7 protein-coding genes are annotated in these 7,341 nt (G+C 45.3%); all 7 read left to right on the forward strand.

All coding sequences use genetic code 11. From position 1 onward, the window contains the following. The coding region (locus FWJ59_RS06640; RefSeq protein ID WP_414481183.1) for a LuxR C-terminal-related transcriptional regulator at positions 1 to 479 on the forward strand (479 nt) is incomplete at its 5' end. A gap of 92 nt (positions 480 to 571) precedes the next feature. Then, a complete protein-coding gene (locus FWJ59_RS06645) occupies positions 572 to 1,111 on the forward strand; it encodes a hypothetical protein (protein WP_414481184.1) in 540 nt (179 codons plus the stop codon). Between the two features lie 166 nt (positions 1,112 to 1,277). Beyond that, positions 1,278 to 2,087, forward strand: coding sequence for a cyanophycinase (locus FWJ59_RS06650; RefSeq protein WP_414481185.1), 810 nt, complete (start codon positions 1,278 to 1,280; stop codon positions 2,085 to 2,087). Between the two features lie 5 nt (positions 2,088 to 2,092). Next, positions 2,093 to 4,753, forward strand: a complete 2,661-nt coding sequence (gene cphA, locus FWJ59_RS06655; protein ID WP_414481186.1) for a cyanophycin synthetase — start codon at positions 2,093 to 2,095, stop codon at positions 4,751 to 4,753. Positions 4,754 to 4,858: 105 nt separating this feature from the next. After that, positions 4,859 to 5,764, forward strand: coding sequence for a DUF2156 domain-containing protein (locus FWJ59_RS06660; protein ID WP_414481187.1), 906 nt, complete (start codon positions 4,859 to 4,861; stop codon positions 5,762 to 5,764). Positions 5,765 to 5,766: 2 nt separating this feature from the next. Further along, positions 5,767 to 6,924, forward strand: coding sequence for an enhanced intracellular survival protein Eis (gene eis / locus FWJ59_RS06665; protein WP_414481188.1), 1,158 nt, complete (start codon positions 5,767 to 5,769; stop codon positions 6,922 to 6,924). Between the two features lie 203 nt (positions 6,925 to 7,127). Continuing rightward, on the forward strand, positions 7,128 to 7,341 hold a 214-nt coding region (locus tag FWJ59_RS06670), incomplete at its 3' end, for a hypothetical protein (RefSeq protein ID WP_414481189.1).

The following is a 7,341-nucleotide window of genomic DNA, read 5'->3' on the forward strand; positions in this document are numbered from 1 at the left end:
ACATGCCCGTTCAAAACGGCATATATGCTATAAAGGAGCTTAAGCAAAGGGGTTGTTCCGCCAAGATAATAATGCTCACCGTGCACGACGACCGAGAATATCTCCTGGAAGCAGTAAAAATAGGTGCATCAGGGTATATCATGAAGGATGCTGATGTTGATCATCTTTTGAAGGCTATTAGGGATGTATATCGAGGGGAAACGTACATACAACCCAACCTTTCCAGCAAACTTATAAAGGATTTTGATAGGATGAGCTATAGTTCAGTGAGGAGGCAGTTTAAAGAGCATAACTTAACTCCGAGGGAAATAGAGGTCTTGCTACTCATTGCCGATGGCAAAAACAACAAGGAAATAGCCAATGAGCTGTACATAAGTGAGAAGACGGTTAAAAACCATGTGTCCAATATATTTAAGAAATTGGATGTAAACGACCGTACACAAGCTGCCATATATGTGTTTAAAAATCACTTAAAGTAGTAAATATATTTTATAAATTGCCTCCCCTTCAAAATTGCCTAGCAATGGCCTTTGTTTTATAGTATAATAAGCATGAAAGGGGAGGGAATAAAGTGGGACTCATAAAACAGGGTTTGAAGCTAATGGGGACTCATGCTATCGTATCGCTGATTCAGTTTATATTTATACCCCCATTGTTGAGCATTTTTGAAAATCAAATATACCAATGGCTCGTGGGGCTTGTTTGTATAGCAATGTTCTGGCTGATAGTATATGCTGACATGAGCAAGGTGGGATTGGATGACGCTAAAAAGGATGCTTTCGCCCAGTACAAAGGTTTTATAGCTGGCCTTCTAGCCTCTATTCCCAGCATCATTTTATATTTGCTGGCTATTGCCATGGAGCCTTCAGGCAGCGTTAACTGGTTTGAGATCGCATTGCGTCTCTGGCTGATACCTTATACCAAGATATTTACTACCTTTGATAAGATGATGCCCCATATAGCCATAATACCTATAGCTTTATTCCCCATGGTAGCGGGGATCAGCTATATAGATGGGCTTCGCAAGAGAAAGCAAATTTTAAAAGCGATAGAAAATTCTGAGGCGACGAGGGCCGAGAGATCAAAGGTGAATATAAGCTTTCAAAAGTGAAAATAGGCCTTTAATACGGTACGAAAGTGCCGTTTGAAAGAGAGATACACCCGCTTGTGGCGGGTGTATTTTTTTTTATGAAGTGGTTGTATGGGACTGTATGGAATAATGTTCTATATTTTTGGGAAAATAAAGATATTGCATTAATATTCCGGAGGAGCCGAGCATGGAGGAAAAGGTAAAGGGCAAGCTCATGATAATCGGTGGTGCGGAAGACAAAGAGGGCGAGTGCATAATCCTAAGAAAGTTAGTGGAACTGGCAGGGGGACAAGAAGGGAGTATAGTGATCATGACGGTAGCTACCGAACATTCCGAAACCATAGGCCGGGAATACACCCGTATATTTGAGCAGCTTGGTGTACGCAAGATAAGCGTGATACGCATAGATTCTAGGCGTCATGCCAACCATGATGAAGTGGTAGACAGTATCGATGATGCCACCTGTATATTTTTTACCGGCGGCGATCAGTTGCGCATAACCTCCCTTCTTGGAGGTACTAAAGCTGAAGAGAAGTTAAAGCAAGCCTATTACCGCGGAGTGGTGATTGCTGGAACCAGCGCAGGCGCTTCCGTCATGAGCGAGACCATGATCACCTCAGGCAACGATGAAGATGCGCCCAGGAAGTGTACGCTGAAGATGGCACCAGGATTGGGGCTTCTGAGAGACGTGGTAATAGATCAGCATTTTGCCCAGAGGGGCAGGATCGGACGCTTGCTCACCGCCATAGCGCAAAACCCGCATATGCTGGGAGTGGGAATTGACGAGGATACCGCTATCATAGTAGACGGCGATGCGGTGTTTGAAGTGATAGGTTCCCATGCTGTGACCATACTCGATGGCAAAACTCTGGATTTTACCAACGTTTCGGAGCTTAAACCTGACGAAATACTGGCACTGACTAACGTCATAATGCATGTGCTTCCGGCAGGTTACCGGTACGACATCAAAGCCCGAATGCCAGTGATCAGGAGGTAGTCAACTTGAAAATTTGTGAGCTTAAGGCATTTAAAGGGAGAAATATTTACAGCCATAAAAAGGTAATAAAGATGGTCATTGACTTAGAAGAGCTGGCCAATGTGGCTACAAAGGATATAAAGGGATTTAACGATGCATTGCTGAGGCTGCTCCCCGGCCTGTATCAGCATCACTGCTCCTTAGGTCGGCCGGGTGGCTTTGTCACCAGGCTTATGGAGGGCACCTATCTGGCACACGTCATCGAACACTGTGCCCTGGAGATACAATACCTTCTAGGGTATGAGGTCAGCTTTGGCAGGGCAAGGCAGATGGAAGATTCCACCAAGTATATTGTTGTGTATGCCTATATAAATGAGGTGGCAGGTTTGGAAGCAGGAAGGTGCTCGGTTCAACTGGTGGAAGCCTTGTGCCGTGGTCAGGCTTTTGATCTCGACTTCCATATAAACAGGATAAAAGCTAAGGCCATGAAGAATGAATTAGGCCCCAGTACCAAAGCCATTGTTGAGGCTGCGCAAGAAAGAGGAATCCCAGTTATGAGGATCGGGAATAGCAGCATATTACAGTTAGGGTATGGAAAGTATCAAAAAAGGGTAGAGGCCACCATAACCGAGAATACCACCTGTATTTCGGTTGATATAGCCTGCGATAAATCCCTAACCAAGGAGATATTGAGGGAGGCGGGAATACCCGTCCCTGAAGGAGGCGTATGCACTTCGCTTGAAGAAGCGCTGGATATAGCGCAACAGCTGGGTTATCCCGTGGCAGTCAAGCCCGAAAGGGGAAATCAGGGGAAGGGAGTTTCCCTTAACCTTACCACACCTGATGAAGTAGCTCAGGCCTTTAACATTGCCAAACAAATGGATGAAAACGTCATAGTGGAGAAGTATATCAAGGGAAATGATTACCGCGTGCTGGTGGTAGGCGACAGGGTAGTAGCTGTTGCCCAGCGAATCCCACCTCATGTAGTTGGGGACGGCATACATACTATTGCCCAGCTGGTGGATATGGTTAATAAGGACGAAAGACGAGGGGAAGATCACGAAAAGCCGCTTACCAAAATAAAGATAGATGAAATATCGCTGGCACTACTTAGAAAGCAGGGATACACGCCGGAAAGCGTTCCTCCCGCCGGCAAGGTGGTATATTTAAAGGCCAACGGAAATTTGAGCACTGGTGGAGAAGCCATCGATTGTACCAACAAGATACACCCAGTAAATTGCGAAATTGCGGTAAGGGCTGCCCAGATAATAGGCCTTGACATTGCAGGGATTGATATTGCCTGCCCCGATATTTCCAAGCCCATAGAGGAAGGGATGGGGGCGGTTATAGAAGTAAACGCCGCGCCAGGTATACGCATGCACCTTTATCCATCCAAGGGCAAGCCCAGAAACGTTGCCCAGCACATTATAGACATGCTCTTCCCGCCAGGAAGTAGACACTCCATTCCCATAATTTCGGTTACAGGGACAAACGGAAAGACTACCACCGTTCGCATGATTGCTCATATCTTAAGGACATACGGCTATACCGTTGGAATGACCACCACCGGAGGCGTTTACATAGGCCATCGCTGTGTCATGAAAGGGGATACCACGGGTCCTGCCAGCGCAAAAATAGTATTGACTGACAAGAGGGTGGAAGTAGCAGTGCTGGAGACTGCCAGGGGCGGCATCATCAGATCTGGTTTGGGATATGATCTCAGCGACATCGCTGTGTTGACCAACATCACCGAAGACCACCTAGGGTGTGACGGGATTTATACCCTGGAGGATTTGTTACATGTAAAGTCATTGGTGGTGGAGGCGGTAAAGCCAGACGGATATGTGGTACTCAATGCTGATGACCCAATGGTAGTAGAAGCTGCCAAGCGAGTGAAGTGCAATATAATATATTTCTCCAAACAGGAGGACAACCTCATCGTTCACCGACACATGGCAAATGGAGGGTTGGCGGTATTTTTAAAAGGGCAGTATATCACTATTGCCAATGGAGATGGATTTATACAGTGCATGGACGTTGCCAGCATCCCGGCGACTTACGGCGGGATGCTCACATACAATATCGAAAACAGCCTAGCTGCCGTAAGCGCTGCTTATGCCATGAAAATACCCATAGAAACCATACAAAAAGCCCTGGCTTCCTTCTATACAGATGAGATCCACAATCCCGGCCGTTTTAATGTCTTCAATATAAGAGATTTCAGGGTGGTAGTGGACTATGCCCACAACATCAGCGGCTATACCCAGGTTATAGAGGCCATCAAGAAAATGGGAGCATTACAAACGGTAGGAATTATAGGAGTTCCGGGGGACAGACAGGATGACACCATCAGGTGCATAGGGTTTATAGCCGGAAAGGGTTTTGATCGCATCATCATCAAGGAAGACGTTGACCTGAGAGGCCGATGCAGGGGTGAGGTGGCCAAGCTTCTAAAGGAAGGCGTCCTATCCGCAGGCATGGACCCCAGCAAAGTAGAGATAATTCTTTCTGAGGTTGAAGCCCTTAAGACCGCCATAAGAAGGGCAAAGGCAGGAGATCTGATAGTGATATTTTACGAGAAGTTGGAGCCTGTGATGGCTGTTATAAAAGAGATGTTATCAAACATCGAAGCAGAGGTGAATAGCGATAGGAATGCCGCCATAATGGAATTCAACAGGCTGCAATAGCACTACAAATCCCATTACTACCCCACTCATCGATAAAAGTCGATAAAATTTGTGTTTAGATGCCCCAAAATGAGATTATATATTTTTAATGAGGAGAAAGGGGTAGTGATTGTGGATATATATTTTAAAGAAATAGAGCTGGGGGATAAGCCTATATTTGACCACTATTTTTCTTTAAGACATTATGAGAATTCCGAATTCACGTTTACAAACATGTATATATGGCGGCAGCCCTTCAACTTGAAATTTTCAATCATCGGGGATTGCCTTTGTATCATAGGGAAGTTTGGCAAAGACTTCCATTATTTTTTCCCACCCGTACCCGGAGAAAACAGCAAAATAGATATAGCGGTTCATAAGATGATCCAGTATTTTAAAGAAAATGGGTATCCCGTTATCATGAAAGGGGTTACCGACCTTACCAAGGAAATGCTGGAAGAAGCCGTGCCCGGCTTGTTTAGATTCGAAAGAGATCCCAATAATGATGACTATGTCTATCTTGCCGAGGACCTCATTTACCTGAGGGGCAAGAAATATCATCAAAAGAGGAATCATATCAATAAATTCCTAAAAAGTTATCAGTACACTTATGAGTCGGTGAGCGACAAAAACATAGAGGAGTGCATACAGGCCGAGCTGGAATGGATGAAAAACAAGGATCCAATCCCCGGGCTGGAATATGAAAAGGTGGCTGTGCTGGAGGCATTGCGCAATTTTGATGCTTTAAAGCTCAAGGGCGGTGCATTGAGGATTGACGGCAAGATCCAAGCTTTTGCGCTAGGGGAGCTGCTCAATCCCGAGATGGCGGTCATTCACGTGGAAAAGGCCAATACGCAATATCATGGATGTTATGCCATGATCAATCAGCAATTTGCTGAGCATTGCTGGAAGGATGTGCGCTATATAAACCGTGAAGAGGACATGGGGTTACCCGGATTACGGCAGGCAAAGAGGTCATACCATCCCGTTAAGATGGTGGAGAAATACACGGGTTATCTAGCGGAGGAATGATCATGGAGATAAGGTTTGCTGGCCCCGATGATATGGCGCAAATAAAGAGACTGTGGGAGTACTGCTTTGATGATCCTCCAGAGTTTGTCAATTGGTTTTTCAGCAGGAGATACAAGGATCAAAATACTTTGGCGGTATACGAGGGAGGCAGCATACGCTGCGCCCTTCAGCTTTTACCTTACAAAATCATGCTCAGGGACCAACCTCTCAAGACGTCATACTTGGTGGGCCTTTCGACCTGGCCCCAATACAGGGGAAGGGGCGATGCAAGGGCACTCATACGGCATGCTTTGGAAATCATGCGCATGCGGCAGGAGTGGGTGTCCATTTTGCTGCCCTTTCGCTATGATTTCTACAGGAAGCACGGCTGGGAGATATGTTACCATCATTTAATGTACCGCGGGGGTAGGGAGATGTTGGGGCCGGCAGGTAAAATCCTGGAAGACATAATACCTGCCGATAAAGGGCAAATACACCTGATGAATATGTGTTACCAAAAATTTATGGAAACATATAATGGATATGTAGTGAGAAATGAAGATGACTGGGATCGGTTGCTGGATGACCTCTATATAGCCGGTGGCACTGGGTACATAGCAGTAAAGGATTCTCAAGCGATTGGTTATGTGCTCTTTGAGATTTCAAACCGCCAATGCAAGGTTAGGGAGCTGATTTATACCAGTCCGGAGGCCCAGAAAGCGCTCATGAGGCTTATTGCCAACCACTATTCCCAGATTGATTCCATCGTGTGGAATGCGCCGCCGGATGACATTTCCTATATGGATATGCCCGATCCCAGGGGGATGATGTATAAACAGCCTTACGTAATGGGGCGTATCGTAGATGTGGGGCAAGCGTTGAGGATACTAAAACCTCTAAGAGAAGTTGAGTTGGACATACAGGTTGTTGACCCAGTGCTGGAATGGAACAATGGAGTTTTTAGCCTACGTAATGCTGGTGGGGCTATGGAAGTATCGTCAAGCGACGCATCGCCACAAGCCGTGATCCCAGTCACAACCCTTGCACAGCTGTTGTGGGGGTATATAACCCCAGCGCAAGCTAAAAAGCAGGGTAAGCTTGATGTTAATGATCAAAGAGCAATGGATCACCTGGAAACCATATTTACACCAGCGGTAAATTACATAATAGAGGATTATTAATTGCCTTAGAATTTTAACCTGTGTCAAAGCAAGAATGTTACTATATGCGTTTTTTAAGCGTTGTTTTTCTTTTTCGCCAAATGGGAATTAATATTTCTTATTGACAACTTTTAAGCGACTTTTTATACTTGAGTTTATGTAACCAAACAGAGCGGCCCGTTGGGCAAAAATTTAAAGTTCAAATTTGTAGGTGGTATCAAGATTTGAAGGTTATTATTATTTTAGCCGGCTTAATAGGCGGCTTTTTTGTTGAGCTAGAAGCGATGCGATTGACCGAAGCTGCAGTGGCAAGGGCCCTTAACGCAGAAAGAATGGGCAAAAAATTTTTTGTATATTTGGCAGCCAAAAACTTCATTATTTTGGTTATTTTAACTTTGGCAGCTGCCTGGTCAACGATGCTTTTGTTGTCCTTAAGTG

It is taken from the genome of Caldicoprobacter sp., assembly GCF_047459465.1.
Lineage (GTDB): Bacteria > Bacillota > Clostridia > Caldicoprobacterales > Caldicoprobacteraceae > Caldicoprobacter.